This window comes from Legionella tucsonensis, from assembly GCF_001468035.1.
GTDB lineage: Bacteria > Pseudomonadota > Gammaproteobacteria > Legionellales > Legionellaceae > Legionella > Legionella tucsonensis.
In genome coordinates this window covers 878,397-896,384 of the sequence record NZ_LNZA01000001.1, presented here as the reverse complement: position 1 = coordinate 896,384, position 17,988 = coordinate 878,397, and the positions used below count along the sequence as shown (strand labels likewise).

Below are 17,988 nucleotides of genomic sequence, written 5' to 3'. Positions count from 1 at the left end.
GGATTGAGAATTTATTCATATCCGAATCCCCGGATTCCACTGCGCTGCACCCAGGCTACAAATAAACTCATAACCTTACATATGGGTGAGCAATGATCCCAAAAACATTAGTTTATCATTAAAAAATATGCTATAGATACATATCGATTCAACATGAACCGAGGCGTGATAAAAATGGATTTTAAACGTATCTTAATAACAGGTTTTTTACTTGTATCTTCCACATTAATGTATGCTTTTCCACCGTCTGATGGATACAGAAATTTAGGTATCGCATTTGTTCATGGAACAAATGATCACCGAGAAGATGCGGAGGGAGGTTATTGGAAAACTGATTTTATTCAGGATATCGCTCAACGGCTTCCGAATCCTGAAAATTACTATGTGGTTCATTGTGATTACAGTAAATACATGTGGGATGAAGAGGCTGCAGGATGTACTGCAAATCAGCTATTGGATTTTATAGATCGTAAAAAAATTGACTCTCTGATTCTTTACACCCATTCCAATGGCGCAAATGTAATGCGTTGGATCCTTTCGAATCCAACTTATGATAATCGATATATGCGATTAAAAAACAAAATCAAACAAATCGTTGCTTTAGCTCCTTCAAGTGGAGGTACTCCTCTTGCTGATATAATTCTCAGTGGAGGTATTTTTGAAGCCAGCCTGAGCTGGTTGTTAGGCTATACAGGAGATGCTGTTAAACAGCAACGTGTTGGTGACATGTACATTTACAATGAAGAGCTCTTGTTTGGCACGAAAAATCGCCCCTCACTGTCAGTACCTTTTAATGCAGTCATAGGGACTAACGTTATTTCCTCGCCTCTTTCTTCAGCCAGTTACTGTAATGGTTATTTGCTCAATAGCGGCTTAAGGATTGCCAAAATCTATCTGGATTATTGTGCCGATGGTTTTTTAAATTGTACGTCCCAAGCCGCTGCAGGTACGATTTGGTTTTATGACAAGGAGCGAACAGATGATAAGACGACGCTTAGTCATAATCAAAGTCGTCATTCATGTTTTGGGCTGGATAAGATACTGATTTCTATCCTGGATTCAGAAGGAGCGGTAAAATGAGAACCACGCTTACTTTATTGTTTTTATTTTGTTGCGCGCAAGTCAGTGCATTCACCTTACCACAAAATCCAGTCCAATCTTATGATTGTGATGTTTGCGCTACTTTATCTCATGAAAGCATGCAGGATAGCTGGAAAATTGGAGAATTTCCTTTAAATGAAACAGGTAGCAACATCCAAAAAAGTTACAGTTATAATCAACAAGTGACTGCTTCCCAATTGCAACAAGGTATTAACTTAGCTATTCATGCACCAGAAGCAGTAGTACGCATTATCCCTTTACAAAAAAATAAATCCATCCCTGCATTGGAGTTAAAAGACGCTAAGTCCAGCGAATTCATAAGCTTAAAAGATGCTTCATCTTTGTACAGTCAGGATGAGGCAATTGATGAATCGCTAAGGATAGGTTCTCATCAGATCATGCTGCAAATCAAACCTGAATTGGGTATGGGTAATTTCATAATCAAAAGCAAATCTAAAGACTCCACAAATGCCGATTCATATCTCATTCATGTTTTCGAAAAATACTCTTTAATTTATTTACAAATTGAACCTTCGGCATTGCAATATCAATATGGGGATCAATTTAATGCACTTATTTCCCTTAAAGATAATATAATCTCTTATCCTGTAGATGATATTAATGCCACATTGGTAGGTCCTGATAATCAAACGATTCCTCTCAAAATAAAAAAAATAAAACGTAATCTATTCCAAGCCGATGCACTTTTATCTTCTGTTGACAACACTCATGGAGGAAACTGGTATATCGAGGTCGATGTATTATGTGCGCTTGGTGAAAATAATCCCATACATCGTACTGGGCGAGCTGCTTTTTCCTATTCAATACCTTCTGCAAGCCTAATCAGCATCAAAAAGCTCTCCTCTGCCCCTCTAACGTTTGCCGCTACTGTAGAAGTTGCTACTGCAAGTCGGTATGCATTACAAAGCGTTTTATACACGAAAAATACCCAAGGCGCAGATCTTCCCGTTGAAACAGTTCAAAGTGCACAATGGCTCGAGCCCGGAAGACAAATAATTAAATTTAGCTTTGACAATTCGGCTCGTTTGGCAGAGGATCAGCTTTCCGTGGGGTATTTGCACCTAACTGATTACGGGCAATTAAAAACGGTATATCAATATGATCCACCGATTAAACTCAGTCAACTTTTGGACTAATGAATGCAATTTTTATCTTCAATCACGTTACTTGAGGGCATAGCATATGCTGTAGCCCTCCAATTTATACTCCTGATTTGGCTTTTGCTAAAACAAAGCCAGCAAAAAAAATTGAGCAGACAGCTTAATGAGAAGGTTCTGGAGGCATTTACCGTACAATTGCATCACGTACGCCTGGATGTAAGTGAGAAAATTGCCCAAGGACAATTGATGACGCAACAATTGATCCATGATACCGTCCAAAAACAAATGACCGATGTTAGGGAGCAAATGAGTCATAGTTTCAAGCAACATGCCAGTTCACTGACCTCTCATTTACAGTTGCTCACAGAAGAAATTCGCAATCATCTCCACAGCTTAACCCAACAGGTCAATCATAAACTCACCGAAGGTTTTGAAAAAACATCTTCAACTTTTATTGACGTAGTAAAGCGGTTAACAATTATTGATGAAGCACAAAAGAAAATTACTGAACTATCCAATCATGTTGTTAGCTTGCAGGATGTATTAGTAGATAAAAAAGCGCGAGGGGCTTTTGGTGAGGTACAATTAGCGACACTCATCAGCAATATGATTCCACCCAATCATTTTGCAATGCAATATACACTCAACAATCAAAAGCGCGCTGATTGCATTTTGTTCTTGCCTGAACCAACGGGCAATGTCGTGATTGATGCCAAGTTTCCTCTGGAAACCTATCAGCGACTTATCAGTACCGATGCAGGTTCGGTTGAGAAGAAATCGTTACAACAACAATTTCGTCAAGACATTCAAAAACATATTAAAGACATTGCAGAAAAATACATCATACCTAATGAAACTACTGATGGTGCTATGATGTTCATTCCTGCAGAATCCATCTTTGCAGAAATTCATGCGAATTATCCAGATTTAATTTCGCTTTCTCAAAGATTGAAAGTATGGCTTGTTTCCCCAAGTACTTTGATGGCTGTACTTACTACTGCTAAAGCGGTGCTTAAAGATGATGCCACTCGCAAACAAGTTCACATTATTCAAAAACACCTACAAGCTCTTGCCGATGATTTCCAACGCTTTGAAAAAAGAATGGATAAACTGTCTAAGCACATCAATTTAGCTCATCAAGATGTTAGTGATGTGAATACATCCGCTAAAAAAATTACGTCACGTTTTCAAAAAATTGAATCTGTGGATATTGAATTAGATGAACTTGAACTCATTGAAACCGATACAGGTGTAGCCTAACTTATAGCCAATTGTAGCCTGGGTGCAGCGTAGCGGAACTCGGGATTAAGAATTTTTATGTCTAAACCCGGGTTCCGCTACGCTGCACCCAGGCTACACAGTAACCAAACTATTATTTTTGATTGAAATTAGAGAAAGTATATGATTTCCCTATTTAGTAAAAATACTTATATTAATCAAACATTCACACAATTAACCATTGAAAAAGCACAAATCGAGCAGATTAATTTTGAAAGTTGCCGATTCAAACAATGTAAATTTATTGACATTATTTTCAGGAACACAAAATTCACTGATTGTGATTTTGAAGACTGCGATCTTGCTCTGGCAAAATTTCCAGGTTGTAAATTTTCAGAAGTCTCATTTAAAAATTCAAAAATTATAGGAGTAAATTGGACCGAATTAAGTTGGCCCTTGGTCAAGCTTACAAGCCCTCTCTATTTTTACAGTAGCAACCTAAGCCACTCCAGTTTTTATGGACTGGAACTTTCTGGCTTGATCATTGAGGAGTGTAAAGCTCACGATATTGATTTCAGAGAAGTAAATTTAAGTCATGCAAGTTTTGTAGGCTCCGATCTACTAAATAGCCTATTTCTTCATACAAATTTAAACAGTGCCGATTTTACTAGCGCTATTAATTACACAATTGATCCGAATGAAAATAAAATAAAACACGCACGTTTTTCTTTCCCAGATGTCATCGCCTTATTAAATTATTTTGATATAAAAATTAATGGCTGGCCTAACAGTGATTAATTATTACCTTTCTTAAATAAAAATTATTATCCATTTAAAAGCAAATAATCTGCAATTTTAAGATGAACCAAGAACATACATAAGGTATAATCGCTAATTTTTAAATCCGCTTGCCTAAGCTATGTCCATAAAAACCTTACTCTACAAACCAACACAAGCCAAACAAATATGGGGACAACTCCATGGAAGCAGCTTAGCACTTGCCCTAGCTGAGTATTGTCAACAAACACCCGGAATCAAGTTATTGATTACCCAGGATAATCTCAGTGCAAATCAGCTACAAGCAGAATTGAATTTCTTTCTCAATCCCGATTCTCCTCAAGAATTATTGGTTTTTCCTGATTGGGAAACGCTCCCTTATGACCAATTCTCACCGCATCAAGACATCATTTCCGATCGGTTATATACATTAAGCCGAATCCAACACGTAAAAGATGCGATTGTCATTACTGCCGCAAGCACATTAATGCATAGATTGTGTCCACCTGAATTTTTAAATCAATATGCGTTGTTGCTTAAAGAAGGACAAAAGCTGGACTTAACTGCCTTTCGTAACCAGCTGCAACAATCCGGTTATCATTGTGTTAATAAAGTGCTCGAACATGGAGAGTTTGCTTTACGCGGTTCAATTATTGATGTTTATCCTATGGGTTCGGGTTTGCCATTTCGAATTGAACTTTTTGATAATGAAATTGAAAGCTTGAGAGAGTTTGATACTGAAACCCAACGTACAATAGAAAAAATTAAAGAAATCAGTGTATTACCCGCACGAGAATTTCCTTTGAATGAACAAAGCCAACTTCTATTTCGACGTACATTTAGAGAGCAATTTCCCGGAAATCCAAGCCAATGTCCTATTTATGAAGCGATCAGCGAGGGTCAATTCCCTTCAGGAATTGAATACTATCTGCCCTTGTTTTTTGAAAAAACAGTTACTTTTTTTGATTATTTACCCGAAAATGCCAAGGTTTGCTTGGTTGAAAACATTCAAAATAATGCAGAACAATTCTGGCAAGAGTTAAACGAACGCTTTGAACAAAGACGATACGATATCAGTAGACCTATTTTATCACCCCAGGCATGTTTTATTAATCCGACAGAATTATTAACTAAGGCCAATACTTATGAACAACTTCGCTTGTTCCAAAATCCTTCAGATAAAAAAGGAGCCGTGGTTAATTTTGACATCGTACCAGGGCCACAACTACCTATAGATAGGAAAACACAGGAACCTTTAAACCAACTGCGCAACTATTGTGCAGACTCCTCACTTCGTTATTTAATTGTAGTCGAAAGTGCCGGACGGCGTGAAGTGTTACTTGATCTGCTTAAACCAAGTGGTATTTCCCCCAAAGTACACGCTTCATGGTACGACTTTATTAATGATACAGCCCCGATCAACATCAGCACGGGGGATCTTATTTATGGATGTGAATTAAAACAAAGTCATATCGTAATTATCGTGGAATCTCAATTATTTGGGGAACAAAGCACACCGCAAAGACGAGGTGCACAAAAGACAGTTGACCCTGATCTAATTATCCGTGATATGGCTGAACTACGCGTTGGTGCACCTGTAGTTCATTTACAGTTTGGTGTGGGACGTTATCAAGGATTACAACATATAGAATCCAATGGAATTGCCAGCGATTTTTTGGTTCTTACCTATGCAGGCGAGGACAAAATTTATGTACCAGTTACTTCACTCCACCTTATTAGTCGATACACTGGTGTTGATAGCGAACATGCTCCTTTGCATAAACTGGGTTCTGATCAATGGCAAAAAGAAAAGAAAAAAGCTGCCGAGAAAATTCATGATGTAGCGATTGAGCTGCTGGACCTTTATGCGAAAAGAGAAGCGCAACCTGGATACCAATATAAGGTAGAACACAATGAGTATGTTAAATTTGCCAGTGCTTTCCCTTTTACAGAAACCCCTGATCAATTACAAGCAATTGATCAAATAATAAAAGACATGGAATCCCCAAGACCTATGGATCGTTTAATTTGCGGGGATGTGGGATTTGGCAAAACTGAAGTGGCCATGCGTGCTGCCTTTGTTGCAGTGCAAAGCAACAAGCAAGTCTGTATCCTGGTTCCTACCACCCTTCTCGCTGGACAACATTTTGAATCATTCCGCGATCGATTTGCCGATTTTCCTATCAACATTGAATTGCTTTCGCGTTTTCGTTCAGGCAAAGAAACTGAAACGGTGCTGGCTGCTTTGAAATCAGGAACTGTTGATATCGTCATAGGTACACATAAACTTTTTCAAAGTAACATTGCCTTTAAAAATTTAGGGCTTCTCATTATTGATGAAGAACATCGTTTTGGAGTAAAACAAAAAGAACACATCAAAGCTCTACGAACTCATGTTGATATTTTATCCATGACAGCTACTCCAATTCCTAGAACACTGAATATGGCTATGGCAGGGATAAGAGATATTTCTCTAATGACCACCCCTCCAGCCAAACGTCTCGCAATTAAAACATTCTGGCAAGAGAAAAAAGACGCCACAGTTCGTGAAGCCATACTGAGGGAAATCCTTAGAGGGGGGCAAGTTTTTTTCTTACATAATAATGTAGAAACAATTGAACGGGTATGCCAAGATTTACAAACCCTGGTTCCGGAGGCGAAAATCCGCAGTGCACACGGGCAAATGCGTGAGCGCGAGTTGGAACGCGTAATGTCAGATTTTTACCACCATCGTTTCAATGTACTGGTTTGTACCACAATCATTGAAACCGGTATTGATATTCCTACAGCTAATACAATTATTATCGATCGAGCGGATAAATTTGGTTTAGCTCAACTGCATCAGTTGCGTGGGCGTGTGGGCCGCTCTCATCATCAAGCATACGCTTACTTGCTTACCCCTAATGAAAAAGTATTAACTGCTGATGCCGTCAAACGGCTGGAAGCAATTGTATCATTGGAAGATCTTGGTGCAGGATTCACTCTAGCAACACATGATCTGGAAATTCGCGGAGCAGGTGAACTATTAGGTGCCGAACAAAGCGGAAACATGCAAGCAGTTGGATTCAATTTATTTATGGAGATGCTTGATAAAGCAGTGCATGATTTAAAAGAAGGAAAAACACCCGAGCTATCTGCGCCTATGCATCAAGGACCTGAGATTGATTTACGAATCAGTGCCATTATTCCTGAAGAGTACGTTCCTGATATTCACAATCGACTTATTATGTACAAACGAATTGCGAACGCAAAAAGTAAAGAACAATTACATGATTTGCAAATTGAATTGATTGATCGGTTTGGTTTGTTACCGCAACAAGTGAAACATTTATTACTGATTACTGAATTAAAATTAAAAGCTGCAGAAATGGGCATCCAAAAAATCAGTGCCGGTGCACAACAAGGCAAACTGGAATTTAGTGAAAATCCTTCTATTGATCCAGGAGTATTGATTAGTTTAATTCAAGTGCAAGCCAAAAGGTACCAAATGGAAGGCCCTCAACGCTTACGTTTTACCCTAAATAATACTGCATCAGAAGAGCGTATTTTTGAAATCAACTCTTTGCTTAATCAGTTAAATGGCGAGAAAAGAACATAGTGTCAATCGAGAGCAAAGTAATCCAGGATTAATACCACATTATTATCCGAGTTCCGTGGAGAAATTTGCTATTTAACGTTCATGGTAGTAGCATGTTTCAATATCAATATTTTTTATTTATCATCTGATGATGTATCAAACAACAATGAAATATATTGTATTATAACCATTAATTTAGTGCCATGGATTAGGTGTCCTCTTATTACTATTAGACCACCCTACTCCAGTGTTTTCTAAACTTAGAAATTAGCTCAAAAATAACATTAGAATGGAGACTAAGATAATATGAAGTTAAAGGCAATTGCTACAACAGCCTTGTGTGTGGGATTTAATAGTTTAGCCACTGCAGGTGCGATGGGAGATGTTGTTTCTTCGGTACCAAGATTTTATATCGGTGCTGAAGGCGGAGCCTCTATCTCTTTAAACACGCATTTTGCGCCTGACCTGGGTGGAAGAGAGCCTCTTCGTATCCTTGTACCAACTAACTCTGACTGGAATCGTAACATCGGGATTGGTGGTTTTGGAGGTGCATTTGTTGGCTATCAATACAACCCCAACGTAGCTGTCCAATTTACTTGGGACTACCGAAGTGGCTATGATTATTTTCTTCATTCCAACTATGGAATTAATCCTGCTGATCCCAATTTCTACCTGGAAGATCATTTTGAGGCAGATGACATCGATGTCCAAACGTTCCTATTTGATCTGATTTTGAAACCCACTGTAAATTGGGGTGGCTTTGTGCCTTATGTTAAAGGAGGGATTGGCTTTGCTTACAATCAAATAGGTACTCTAAGAAACGTACAACATACGTTCGGTGGTAATCCAATAACTTTTGATACTCGTATTCCTGGTGATTCAGTGACTAGCTTTGCTTGGGATGCAGGTGTTGGTGCAGATTACTTTTTTAATGAAAAAATCAGCATTGGGCTTGGCTATCGCTTTGTTGATGCAGGTACATTGCGCACTGAAAACTCATTCTTCGATGCCGTTAGCGGTGATGCGGGCTTGATCACACCTTTCGAAACAAAGCATCTTTTCTTAAACGAAATCGTTGCTTCAGTTGCTTATCATTTTGATTTTACATAAACATAGCTATGAGGAGTTGTACACTTAACCCAACAACTCCATCAGCGGTAAAATTCCTGTTGTTTTGAAGGAGTAAATGCAGTAATCCGTAATGCGAAGAATAAGTAAAATATTAAGTGTAGCCTCAAAGTAAATTTCAGGCTACATTTCAATGTCTTATTCTAACTTGTTCCACCTACTGTCAAAGCATCTATTTTTAAAGTAGGCTGCCCCACTCCAACCGGAACTGATTGCCCATCTTTTCCACAAACACCAATTCCTCGATCCAATCCCAGGTCATTTCCAATCATACTGATTTTTTTCATTACATCAGGCCCATTCCCAATAAGTGTTGCCCCTTTGACTGGCGCAGTAATTTTTCCATTTTCAATAAGATAAGCTTCGCTGGCTGAAAATACAAACTGACCGGAGGTGATATCAACCTGTCCACCACCAAAATTGACTGCATATAAGCCGCGTTGCACTGAACGAATAATTTCTTCTGGATCATGTTGTCCAGCTAACATGTACGTATTAGTCATCCTGGGCATGGGTACATGTGCATAAGATTCACGGCGACAATTACCTGTAGATTGCATCCCCATCAATTTGGCATTCAGTTTATCTTGCATGTAATTCACCAAAACACCGTTATCAATCAAGGTAGTGCATTGTGAGGGAGTCCCTTCATCATCAATTGTTAAGGAGCCGCGTCTGTCTTTCAAAGTACCATCATCAACCACCGTAACACCACGTGCTGCGACGTGTTGTCCAATACGTCCAGAAAAAGCAGATAAACCCTTGCGATTAAAATCCCCTTCCAAGCCATGTCCTACTGCTTCATGCAATAAAACACCTGGCCAGCCTGGACCAAGAACAACAGGCATCGTCCCTGCTGGAGCAGGTAGTGCCTCCAGATTAATCAGAGCTTCACGTACTGCCTCACGCGCATAGCTTAAGGCATTTTCCTTTTCGTAAAAATAAGAATAAGGTACCCGACCACCGCCGCCAGAACGAGCAGATTCCCTTCTTCCACTCTTATCTTCTACAATAACACTGACATTAATGCTCACTAAAGGTCTTACATCAGCAATCATCTGTCCATGCATTCCAGCTACCATTACAACCTCATAACAACCACTTAAGGACGCATTAACTTGTGTCACTCGAGGATCGATACTGCGCGCTTCTTTATCAATTGCTTCTAATAAAGCAATTTTTTCCTGCTTACCCATCCCTTCAATAGGATTTAAACCTTGATAACGACTTACGGCTGCTCCTTTTACTTGGATGGATTGAATTGGTTTAGATCCGGTAAGTGCAATAGAGCGAGCTGCATCAGCTGCCCGTAACATTGAGGGCAGTAAAATATCATCGCAATAGGCAAAACCTGTTTTATCACCACTGACAGCGCGTATACCTACCCCTCTATCTAAAGAATAGCTACCACTTTTCACTACTGAATCTTCCAAATACCATGATTCATAACTGCAGCTTTGAAAATAAAGATCTGCATCGTCAATATGGCGATTCATCATGGTTTTAAATAATTTTTCTATACCTGTTTCGTCCAGCGCTGCAGGAGCTAATAAAATTTTTTTTGCGGTTGTAAGAGCCTCTGTCATTTAATTACCTTTATAAATAAATAAAACAATATTGTTGGTTTGTTATATCAAGAAATTAGTATTCTACTTATAAGTTTAATACATGATGTTCCAAACAGGGGAAACTTCGGCGTAATTCCTGCTGACTTTGTAAATCAATATCTGCTATTACTACTCCGGAACCCGTCTCTTTTTGTGTCAGTATTTTTCCCCAAGGATCAACAATCATGCTATGACCAAAAGTAGTACGTCCATTTTCATGCTCACCACCCTGATTTGCCGCCAAAACATAACATAGATTTTCAATGGCTCTCGCTCGTAATAATACTTCCCAATGAGCAAGGCCTGTCACAGCCGTAAATGCGGAAGGAACTGTAAACAACTGTGCCCCTTGCAACATAAGTTGTTGATAAAGTTCTGAAAAACGTAAATCATAACAAACTGTTAATCCTACTTTCCCAACTGGGGTATCTACAACAGCCAGATCATGCCCACACTCAACAGACATTGATTCTTGATATGCTTCTTTTGACGAAACATTTACATCAAATAAATGAATTTTATCGTAACGGGCCGCACATTTCCCTTGATCATCATAAACCAGACAACTGGCGCGTACCTTGGAAGTGGTGCTTTTCAGAGGAATAGTTCCGGCGATTACCCATATGCCTAATTTTTTTGCTAATTGGCTTATTTTTTGTTGTATTGAACCTACACCATATATCTCGCCAATCTGTAATTTATCTATTTCTTTAAGTCCCATGTATGCAAAATTTTCAGGCAAAAGCACAATATCTGCTTGCTCTTCACGAGCTTGGATCATTAATTGTTCTACTTGCTGTAAATTATCTGTAACTTTTGCTGAGGAAATCATTTGTATCAAAGCTGCTCGTGCCATAATAAATCCTACACTATGTGAGAAAATGTCAAAATTTTTTGCATACCCTGAGCTACGGACACTATTCAAAAATTATTTATAATACTACTATAGTAGTGTAGTGTAGAACATCAAAACAAAAATAATTTGTTTAAAACTTGAAATATAGGCAACTAGCCCATAGATATGCTAGACTGAGATTATAAATACAAAGGAGCTCTAAACAATGAACCGAAATGATGTCACCATACTTACGCGACGTAATGAGTCAGTGCTTTCAAGTAATAAAGTACTGCGTAATACTTATCTATTACTGAGCATGACATTTTTGTTCAGTGCATTTATGGCAGTATTATCTCTTACAAGCGGCGCACGCCCCATGAACCCTCTTCTTATGATAGTTGGTGTTTATGGTTTAATGTTTTTAACACAAGCGTTAAGAAACAGTGTCTGGGGATTAGTCAGCGTTTTTGCATTCACTGGATTCTTAGGTTATACCTTAGGCCCTGTGCTTAGCTTCTATATCAGTCACTTTACTAACGGCCCGCAATTAATTGCAACTGCTTTAGGCGGTACTGGGATCATTTTCTTTGCCTTATCAGGTTATGCATTAACAACCAAAAAAGACTTTAGCTTCCTAGGCGGATTTCTTTTTGTTGGTGTTATGGTCGCTTTACTGGCCATGATAGCAGGAATTTTCATTCATATACCTGCGCTACAATTAGCTATTTCAGCTGCTTTTATACTTATTTCTTCAGGATTAATTCTCATGCAAACAAGTGCAATTATCCATGAAGGTGAAACAAATTATATCTCAGCTACGGTAGGACTTTTTGTATCAATTTATAACTTGTTCGTCAGCTTGCTTAACATATTAAGTGCGTTTTCAGGCCGCGACTAGTTTGTTGTTCTCCTCTACCTGAATCCCGGTTGGTTTATTGCCGGGATTTTTTTTGATAAGCGCTCACCCTGAGTCACCTAAAAAACTATATTTAGTTCCCCAGCCTGAGTTCAAATCTAATTTTCCACCCAGAATTGTAGCCATGATGAAGCACAGCGAAACTCGAGAAATAAATCACTCTTTAAACCCAAGGTTTCGCTACGCTTCACCCAAGCCAGGACTGCTCTCTGAACAATCAATAATGCCTACAGGATTTGGAGGGTAAGGGGTAGATCGGTAGATCGCGAGAAATTTTTCTACGCAACGCGGCATACATTAGTATGGGAGTGTTAAAAAAATTTTCCTGTAAGATGCACGCCGTTCCTTGATAGGAGCTGAGCACTATAATTAACTTTGTTGCCAAGTAGCTTTTGCCCTGAATAACTCAGGTAAGTCATGTACAGTCTTTTTTACCTCTTCTGGTAAAGCAAACAAATCCCGAGTTTTTTGATAGTAAACACCCAAAGGAACTGGATATGCAGGAAATGATATGGATGCAAGACGCATCGCAGCAACAAAGTCACTTGTGTTATGACGATAAATATCTTTTTCTTCTGCTGAAACACTGATGAAGTGCTCTTCTCTTAGGTGCAATGCACTCTCTTTTCGTGTACCGAAGAGTAAAGGTTGGCCTTCTTCCAATATCACTGTATTCTCAGCGCGATTACTTTTAAGTGCAAACTCATCAAAGGCACCATGGTTAAAAATATTACAATCCTGATAAATTTCTACAAAAGAACAACCTTGATGTTCTTGCGCTTTCTTTAATATAGTTGCCAAATGAACAGGATCTTTGTCTACAGCCCGAGCTACAAAGCTCGCACCTGCGGCTAAAGCTAAAGTAAGTGGATTCACAGGTTCATTAGCCACTCCCTTGGGAGATGTTTTTGTCACTTGACCTTTTTGTGAGGTTGGTGAAAATTGTCCTTTAGTTAAACCATATACCTGATTATTAAATAACAAAATATTAACATTCACATTACGACGCAAAATATGAATCAGATGATTACCGCCAATGCTTAAAGCATCACCATCTCCAGTAATTACCCAAACACACAGATCCTCACGAAGCGCTTTTAAACCCATAGCAACTGCGGTAGCTCGACCATGAATGGTATGAAAACCATAAGTATTCATATAATAAGGCAATCGTCCAGCACAACCTATTCCGGAAATAAAAACATGCTGTTCTGGGGGTAGTCCCAAATCAGGCAACATTTTTTGTAGTGCCATCAAAATGGCATAATCACCACACCCAGGGCACCAGCGAACTTCATTAGCATTAGCAAAATCTTCGCGCTTATAATTGTTGTTCATAATTGGCTTCCGCTTTAATAGTATTTACCAGATGACTGACAGTAAAAGGCTGACCATTCGATTGGCCAATCACCTGTGCATCAACCAAATAGCTGGCACGAATAATTTGGCATAATTGTCCTGAATTTAATTCTGCAACCAATACTCTATCGTATTTTTTTAAAACAGTTCCTAAATCATTTGGTAAAGGATGTAAATGACGTAAATGCACATAAGCAAGTGCTAATCCTTGTCCCAAGCATTGCAAAACTGCCGATTTTAAGCTGCCATAAGTACTTCCCCAGCCAATTAAAACGATTGACGCATTCGCATCACCTTCAATGAGTAAAGGTTCATATTCTCGTGCAATTCCATCGATTTTTTGCTGACGCAGGTGAACCATTTTTTGATGATTTTCAGCATCATAGCTTACACGACCGTCTTCGCCTTGCTTTTCTAACCCCCCTAATTGATGAATATACCCTGGAGTGCCTGGCCTGTTCCAACTTCGACTTAAAAGCGCGTCACGAGTAAATGGTTTTGGAAAACGGTTAAATTCAATTTGCGGTAATTTTAAAGTGCTTATTTCGGGTATCTTCCAAGGTTCTGCAGCATTTGCGAGATAAGCATCCAGCAAAACAATCACTGGGGTCATATATTTAACAGCCAAATAAAATGCTTCTAAAACGGTATTAAAGCAATCTGCAGCAGATTGTGCTGCTAATACAGGCAATGGTGCTTCGCCATGGCGTCCATAAAGTGCCTGACGTAAATCACTTTGGCTTGTTTTTGTTGGTAATCCTGTGGAGGCTCCAGCGCGTTGAACATCAAGTAAAACTAAAGGTAATTCAGCTACTACTGCCAGACCAAGACTTTCACTTTTTAGATCCAGCCCTGGTCCTGAGGTTGTAGTTAAAGCCAATCTTCCTCCATATGCAGCTCCAATACAGGCACAAATTGCTGCAATTTCATCTTCGGCTTGGAGTAATTGCACTCCAAAATCAGATAAGCGTGCACATTCATGCAGTATCGCTGAGGAGGGAGTAATCGGATAGCCCGAAACCAACATAGGTATTTGTATTGAAGTAGCCAAAGTAGCAAGTGCTAAACCTACTGCTTCTACACCTGTAATTTGTCGATACTCTCCTACATCACGATTAACCTCGCCTAACATATAATCACGGCGCGTCAACTCTAAAGTCATGGCATAATTGTATCCAGCTAATAATGCCAATTTATTGGCTTTGGCAACAACAGCATTCTCTTTGAATTTTTTAGCAATAAACGCTTCACATGCTGCAGTAGACAAGTCAAATAACCAGAGTACCAGACCCAAAATATAAAAATTTTTGGTCTTAGTAGCTTGAGGTTTAGTCAATTCAAGTGAAGATACTGCTTGCAATGTTTGGGTAATTAAAGGAAATGAAACAATTTGGTAATGCTCGGCGCAATTATCGAGAAAGCTCTTGTCCATTCCTGCCTTTTGCCAATCTTTCTCCTGATAACTGTCTTCATTAATAATTAACAAACCACCTTGATTTAGATGGTGTAAGGAATTTTTTAATGCTGCAGGATTTAAAGCAACCAGCACATCCAGTGATTCACCTGCGGTAAAAATTGCATGCTCAGCCATCGCCAGTTGAAAACCAGAAACCCCAGCTACTGTACCTGCTGGAGCCCGAATTTCTGCTGGAAAATCGGGTAAAGTACGTACATCACGACCAGTAAGTGCTGCACTAATAGTGAGTTGCTCACCCACCAATTGTACACCGTCTCCTGAGTCTCCAGTAATACGAATAACAATCACGTCAGATGTTGACATAAAGTCTTGCTTCCTGCATTAGTTGACGCATGTGTCTTACTGCCTCTTTCATACCGCAGAATAAGGCTCGGGCAATAATCGCATGGCCTATGTTAAGTTCATGTAATTCTTTTATAGACGCTATAGATTGTACATTATGATAATTAAGGCCATGACCAGCATTGACAATTAAACTTAAACTCGCTGCGTATTCTGCGGCATGTTTTATCCGTGCCAATTCATGTTGTTGCTGTTCGACATTGGTAGCATCAGCATAACATCCTGTATGCAATTCAATTACAGGTGCACCTATATCCGCAGCAGCTTTAATCTGTTCATGATCTGGGTCAATAAATAAAGAAACTTCACTTCCCATAGCCTGCAAACGCCTTATTGCATGCTCTACCGCTTTCTGGTGTGTTATCACATCCAGGCCACCTTCAGTAGTTAATTCTTCACGTTTTTCCGGAACTAAACACGCATGCTCGGGTCCTATTTCTTCTGCAAAATCCAGCATCGCATCGGTAACCGCCAACTCAAGATTCATTCGCGTTTGTAATATTTGTTTCATCAAACGTACATCACGAGCCTGGATATGTCGTAAATCTTCTCTCATATGCAAAGTAATGCCGTCAGCTCCTGCTTCTTCCGCATCCATTGCAGCCTGAACAGGATCAGGATAGCGGGTGCCTCTTGCCTGGCGTACGGTAGCTATATGATCAATATTAACACCCAATAGTATTGGCTTATTCATTTTACACCTTACAATAAAATAAAGAGTATAAAGTCCATCATGACCTAAACTCAAGTTGCTTGAAAACATATATATGCGTTGTGCATGTTAAGAACAGCAAAATCCCAAAATTTCATTTACCCTAGATCCGACCTTAAACTGTTTTGGGGAGTTAATAATTTGCTTGAATTTAGACGAAATAGTAAAATTTATTGCAGATACTATTTTATTTCTGCACAATATAAAGTCCTTGTCTTAATCTCACGCCCTCCTAGAAGATGATCAACTGCTTGACGCATAATTATTTTTGCTGATTTAAGATAAGGAGCTTCATTTAAATTATCTTGTGCTAAAGCAAGAATATGTGCACCAGGAATTCCCCTGCTATTTAGAATAAAGCCTTCACCTGCAACAAACTGATAACAAGAGTCAGCAACAATCAGATTTGCAGTTCTTGCTTCGTGTGTTAATGAAAAGGAATAGCCGCATGCATGGAGTAAAGTCCACTCAAAACGCCTTAATGAAGCTTCTATCACTAATCGTTTTTTTGCTGATGTAAGGTTATTTAAAGTAAACAAATAAGCATCAAATAATATCGCATCAGGATAATTGGGGCTTAGTGCATAATAAAGAATTTCATTGATATATAAACCCGCAAAAAGAGAGGCGCCTGTAAGTTGAAGTGTGGGCACAATACTTTCCATAGATTGCGCATAATATCGCTCATGGCGTTCAGTAAGATTTACCCACAAAGGAGTAAAAGGTTGTAAAAGAGCTTGCTTTTTAGGCGTGCGGCCGCCTTTGGAAAGACATTGAATCACCCCTAACTCACGCGTAAAAAAACTGACACGAGCGCTCGTGTCTCCAGACCATTTCTTGTGTAAAACCCAAGCCTCTACTGTCCTAATGGTCATAGCCTAATTGTTTTAATATACGCTCGTCATCTGACCAGCCGGATTTTACCTTACACCAGCACTGCAAGAATACTTTCTTACCCAACAGTTTTTCCATGTCTATTCGAGCATTTGTTGCCATTTCCTTTAATTTTTGTCCTTTATCACCAATAATCATTCGTTTATGATTGTCTTTATCCACAAGAATCAATGCATGAATACGCACAAGCGTGCCTTCATCTTTAAATGACTCAATATCTACAGTAACAGAATAAGGCAATTCTTGTCCGCAAAAGCGGAAAATTTTTTCACGCAATAATTCTGCACATAAAAATTTTATAGGTCGATCGGTTAACTGATCATCTGGAAATAAATGGGGTCCCTCAGGCAAATAATTCTGTAATTTTTCTTGCAATTCATCGACCTGTACTCCTGTTTTTGCCGATATAGGAATAATTGCATTAAATTCATGTTTTTGACTTATTTGCTCTATCCAAGGTAACAACTGAGCTTTATCATCAATTTTATCTACTTTATTGATTACCAAAATACTAGGTACTTTGGCTTGTTTTACTAAATTCAAAACGTACTCATCTTCTTCTTGCCAATGAGTTCCATCAACCAAAAAAGCAATCACATCAACATCACGCAATACGCTAATGGCAGTTTTATTCATCATGCGGTTCATTGCTTTTTTATTTCCTTGGTGAATTCCAGGGGTATCCACATAAACAAACTGGTAATCACCTTCAGTACGTATACCTAAAATACTGTGTCGGGTTGTTTGTGGTTTTCTGGAGGTTATGCTCACTTTTTGCTGCACAATACAATTAAGGAGGGTTGATTTACCTACATTAGGTCTACCAACTAAAGCAATATAACCACAATAACTAGTCATTAAAATAGATTCCTGTTTATTTTTAAAACATTTTATCAGTGACGTTATAAAATTTCCAGGTTT

General features: G+C 38.9%; 14 protein-coding genes. 7 read left to right on the top strand and 7 right to left on the bottom strand.

The genetic code is table 11. The features are described 5' to 3' along the window. Positions 1-174 precede the first annotated feature (174 nt). From Ltuc_RS03900 to Ltuc_RS03875, 6 genes are all read left to right on the top strand, one after another. Positions 175-1,080, top strand: a complete 906-nt coding sequence (locus tag Ltuc_RS03900; RefSeq protein WP_058520022.1) for a hypothetical protein — start codon at positions 175-177, stop codon at positions 1,078-1,080. Further along, positions 1,077-2,258: a DUF4785 domain-containing protein gene (locus Ltuc_RS03895; protein ID WP_058520021.1), complete on the top strand. Its 1,182-nt coding sequence runs from the start codon at positions 1,077-1,079 to the stop codon at positions 2,256-2,258. Before Ltuc_RS03900 ends, Ltuc_RS03895 begins: the two co-directional genes overlap by 4 nt. Positions 2,259-2,261: 3 nt before the next feature. Then, a complete protein-coding gene (locus Ltuc_RS03890; protein WP_058520020.1) occupies positions 2,262-3,482 on the top strand; it encodes a DNA recombination protein RmuC in 1,221 nt (406 codons plus the stop codon). Positions 3,483-3,623: 141 nt separating this feature from the next. Then, positions 3,624-4,238, top strand: a complete 615-nt coding sequence (locus Ltuc_RS03885; RefSeq protein ID WP_058520019.1) for a pentapeptide repeat-containing protein — start codon at positions 3,624-3,626, stop codon at positions 4,236-4,238. Positions 4,239-4,359: 121 nt separating this feature from the next. Next, positions 4,360-7,815: a transcription-repair coupling factor gene (mfd, locus tag Ltuc_RS03880; protein ID WP_058520018.1), complete on the top strand. Its 3,456-nt coding sequence runs from the start codon at positions 4,360-4,362 to the stop codon at positions 7,813-7,815. Between the two features lie 285 nt (positions 7,816-8,100). Further along, positions 8,101-8,904 (top strand): outer membrane protein, encoded by an 804-nt coding sequence (locus Ltuc_RS03875; protein WP_058520017.1) that lies wholly within the window; start codon positions 8,101-8,103, stop codon positions 8,902-8,904. A gap of 161 nt (positions 8,905-9,065) precedes the next feature. On the opposite strand, the gene tldD is transcribed toward Ltuc_RS03875, so the two are convergent. Next, on the bottom strand, positions 9,066-10,508 hold the full coding sequence (gene tldD, locus Ltuc_RS03870; protein WP_058520016.1) for a metalloprotease TldD: 1,443 nt from the start codon (positions 10,506-10,508) through the stop codon (positions 9,066-9,068). Positions 10,509-10,575: 67 nt separating this feature from the next. Then, entirely contained in the window at positions 10,576-11,385 is an 810-nt protein-coding gene (locus tag Ltuc_RS03865) for a carbon-nitrogen hydrolase family protein (protein WP_058520015.1), read from the bottom strand. A gap of 205 nt (positions 11,386-11,590) precedes the next feature. On the opposite strand from Ltuc_RS03865, the gene Ltuc_RS03860 reads away from it, so the two are divergent. Then, entirely contained in the window at positions 11,591-12,265 is a 675-nt protein-coding gene (locus Ltuc_RS03860) for a Bax inhibitor-1/YccA family protein (RefSeq protein WP_058517857.1), read from the top strand. A 387-nt stretch (positions 12,266-12,652) separates the two neighbouring features. Here Ltuc_RS03860 and Ltuc_RS03855 read toward each other — a convergent pair whose 3' ends face one another. The 5 genes from Ltuc_RS03855 to era form a co-directional block, all read right to left on the bottom strand. After that, positions 12,653-13,621 carry a 2-oxoacid:ferredoxin oxidoreductase subunit beta gene (locus Ltuc_RS03855; protein WP_058520014.1) on the bottom strand — a complete coding sequence of 323 codons (969 nt, stop codon included), beginning with the start codon at positions 13,619-13,621 and terminating at the stop codon, positions 12,653-12,655. Then, positions 13,605-15,422: a 2-oxoacid:acceptor oxidoreductase subunit alpha gene (locus Ltuc_RS03850; RefSeq protein WP_058520013.1), complete on the bottom strand. Its 1,818-nt coding sequence runs from the start codon at positions 15,420-15,422 to the stop codon at positions 13,605-13,607. Before Ltuc_RS03850 ends, Ltuc_RS03855 begins: the two co-directional genes overlap by 17 nt. Continuing rightward, positions 15,409-16,155, bottom strand: coding sequence for a pyridoxine 5'-phosphate synthase (gene pdxJ / locus Ltuc_RS03845; RefSeq protein ID WP_058520012.1), 747 nt, complete (start codon positions 16,153-16,155; stop codon positions 15,409-15,411). Before pdxJ ends, Ltuc_RS03850 begins: the two co-directional genes overlap by 14 nt. Before the next feature lie 200 nt (positions 16,156-16,355). Next, a complete protein-coding gene (gene recO, locus Ltuc_RS03840; protein WP_058520011.1) occupies positions 16,356-17,048 on the bottom strand; it encodes a DNA repair protein RecO in 693 nt (230 codons plus the stop codon). After that, a complete protein-coding gene (gene era / locus Ltuc_RS03835; RefSeq protein ID WP_058520010.1) occupies positions 17,038-17,925 on the bottom strand; it encodes a GTPase Era in 888 nt (295 codons plus the stop codon). Before era ends, recO begins: the two co-directional genes overlap by 11 nt. Positions 17,926-17,988: the final 63 nt, after the last annotated feature.

Coding starts and splice junctions, on each gene's coding strand:
- Ltuc_RS03855 (WP_058520014.1), bottom strand. CDS start 13,621: ATGAACAACAATTATAAGCGCGAAGATTTTGCTAATGCTAATGAAGTT.
- Ltuc_RS03890 (WP_058520020.1), top strand. CDS start 2,262: ATGCAATTTTTATCTTCAATCACGTTACTTGAGGGCATAGCATATGCT.
- mfd (WP_058520018.1), top strand. CDS start 4,360: ATGTCCATAAAAACCTTACTCTACAAACCAACACAAGCCAAACAAATA.
- Ltuc_RS03885 (WP_058520019.1), top strand. CDS start 3,624: ATGATTTCCCTATTTAGTAAAAATACTTATATTAATCAAACATTCACA.
- recO (WP_058520011.1), bottom strand. CDS start 17,048: ATGACCATTAGGACAGTAGAGGCTTGGGTTTTACACAAGAAATGGTCT.
- Ltuc_RS03895 (WP_058520021.1), top strand. CDS start 1,077: ATGAGAACCACGCTTACTTTATTGTTTTTATTTTGTTGCGCGCAAGTC.
- Ltuc_RS03860 (WP_058517857.1), top strand. CDS start 11,591: ATGAACCGAAATGATGTCACCATACTTACGCGACGTAATGAGTCAGTG.
- Ltuc_RS03900 (WP_058520022.1), top strand. CDS start 175: ATGGATTTTAAACGTATCTTAATAACAGGTTTTTTACTTGTATCTTCC.
- Ltuc_RS03865 (WP_058520015.1), bottom strand. CDS start 11,385: ATGGCACGAGCAGCTTTGATACAAATGATTTCCTCAGCAAAAGTTACA.
- era (WP_058520010.1), bottom strand. CDS start 17,925: ATGACTAGTTATTGTGGTTATATTGCTTTAGTTGGTAGACCTAATGTA.
- tldD (WP_058520016.1), bottom strand. CDS start 10,508: ATGACAGAGGCTCTTACAACCGCAAAAAAAATTTTATTAGCTCCTGCA.
- Ltuc_RS03850 (WP_058520013.1), bottom strand. CDS start 15,422: ATGTCAACATCTGACGTGATTGTTATTCGTATTACTGGAGACTCAGGA.
- Ltuc_RS03875 (WP_058520017.1), top strand. CDS start 8,101: ATGAAGTTAAAGGCAATTGCTACAACAGCCTTGTGTGTGGGATTTAAT.
- pdxJ (WP_058520012.1), bottom strand. CDS start 16,155: ATGAATAAGCCAATACTATTGGGTGTTAATATTGATCATATAGCTACC.